Source organism: Corallococcus llansteffanensis (assembly GCF_003612055.1).
Classification (GTDB): domain Bacteria; phylum Myxococcota; class Myxococcia; order Myxococcales; family Myxococcaceae; genus Corallococcus; species Corallococcus llansteffanensis.
On the sequence record NZ_RAWB01000951.1, the window covers coordinates 1 to 1,928 of the forward strand.

The window sequence follows — 1,928 nt, forward strand, 5'->3', positions numbered from 1 at the left end:
CGGGAGCCCCGCCGGCCAGGGTGGCCGCCGCCGCCGTCGCCGCCGCCGCCGTCGTGGCGCGCAGGTGCACTTCACCCCGGAGGGCCAGGCCTACCGCATGCAGCCGGGGCCGGACGGGCAGCAGGTGCAGGTGTTCCTGACGCCGCAGGAGCTGGAGCAGTACCGCCAGCGCCAGGCCCAGCAGCAGCAACAGCAGCCCCCGGCCGCCGCGCAGGCGCCGCAGCAGGAAGGCCGCCCCCCGCAGGAGGGCCGCCCGCAGCAGGAGGGCCGGCAGCCGCAGCAGCACGAGCACCCCCGGCATCAGCGCGGGGGAGGCCATGCCCAGGCCGCGCCCCAGCAGAACCTGGCGCCGGTGGAGGGCGTGCTGGACATGGAGGCCAAGGGCCCCAACGCGTTCCTGCGCCAGGTGAAGCGCAACCTGCTGGCGTCGCCGGACGACCCGGAGCTGCCCAAGAACCTGGTGCAGAAGCTGCGCCTGCGTCAGGGCCAGTACCTGAACGCGTTCGCGCAGATGCGCGGCCACAAGGGCGTGGTGCAGAAGGTGGACCTGGTGGACGGGCGCCCGCTGGACAGCGCGCCCAAGCTGCCGCACTTCGCGGACCTCACCTCCGTGGACCCCACCGAGCGGCTGAAGCTGGAGAACGGCCACAAGGAGATGGTCACGCGGGTGTTGGACCTCATCGCGCCCATCGGCAAGGGCCAGCGCGCGCTCATCGTCGCCCCGCCGAAGACGGGCAAGACGATCATGCTCCAGCGCATCGCGCAGGCGGTCATCAACAACCACCCCGAGTGCCACGTCATGGTGCTGCTCATCGACGAGCGGCCCGAGGAAGTGACGGACATGCGCCGGAGCATCAAGGCGGAAGTGCTCGCCTCCAGCTCCGACCGGCCCACGGGCGACCACCTCAAGGTGGCGGAGCTCGCCCTGGAGCGCGCGCGCCGGCTGGTGGAGACGGGCAAGGACGTGGTCATCCTGCTGGACTCCATCACCCGCCTCGCGCGCGCCTACAACAAGGAGGTCGACAGCTCCGGCCGCACGATGACGGGCGGCGTGGACAGCCGCGCCCTGGAGCGCCCCAAGCGCATCTTCGGCGCCGCGCGCGCGACGGAGGAGGCGGGCTCGCTGACCATCATCGGCACGGCGCTCATCGACACCGGCAGCCGCATGGACGAAGTGATTTTCGAGGAGTTCAAGGGCACGGGTAACTCCGAAGTCACCCTGGACCGCCTGCTCGCGGAGAAGCGCATCTTCCCGGCCATCAACATCCCCCAGTCCGGCACGCGCAAGGAGGAGAAGCTGTTCACCCTGCGCGAATACGAGAAGGTGAAGAAGCTGCGGCAGATGCTCTTCTCCGTGAAGCCGGTGGAGGCCATGGAGGCGCTCGTCAAACGGCTCGGTCGGTACACCTACAACGACGAGTTCTTCGACGAGATGTAGTGCCCAGGCCCCTCGCGGGGTGGTGTGGCGGGCCCTGGATTCACGTAAGGTGAGTGCATGATTCAGGGCTCGGGCCGCTGCCACTACCACCCCGACCGCGCGGGCCTGGGTGTCTGCGTGGAGTGCCGGCGTGTCATCTGCCGCGAGTGCACCACGCAGTTCGAGGGCATCAACCGCTGCGCCAGCTGCCTCGACACGCGCCGCAAGGCGCTGGAGGGGCCGCCCCCCCGGCAGGAGTGGAGCGTGGGCCACGTGGTGATGGCGCTGGTGGGCGCCGCCCTCTTGTGGGGCGGCGTCGTGCTCGCGGCCCACGCGGTGGGCTGAAGCGATGGCCGTCTCCGCGCTCGAATTGCGCCCCCGGGGTCCGGTGGCCTTGATGGATGCGGCGCTCAGGCTGTGCGCGCGCAACGCCGGCCTGTGGGCGCTCACCCTGCCCGGCGGCGCCGCGGTGGTGGCCGCGCTGCTGCACCTGGTGGACGCGGTGGACCAC

The 1,928-nt window shown here is 71.3% G+C and carries 2 protein-coding genes; both read left to right on the forward strand.

The genetic code is table 11. The features are described 5' to 3' along the window. Nucleotides 1-1,438: transcription termination factor Rho (gene rho / locus D7V93_RS42385; RefSeq protein ID WP_244237836.1), on the forward strand; the 1,438-nt coding region annotated here is incomplete at its 5' end. Nucleotides 1,439-1,495: 57 nt separating this feature from the next. Beyond that, on the forward strand, nt 1,496-1,762 hold the full coding sequence (locus D7V93_RS42390; protein ID WP_120648608.1) for a hypothetical protein: 267 nt from the start codon (nt 1,496-1,498) through the stop codon (nt 1,760-1,762). Nucleotides 1,763-1,928 lie beyond the last annotated feature (166 nt).

Coding starts and splice junctions, on each gene's coding strand:
- D7V93_RS42390 (WP_120648608.1), top strand. CDS start 1,496: ATGATTCAGGGCTCGGGCCGCTGCCACTACCACCCCGACCGCGCGGGC.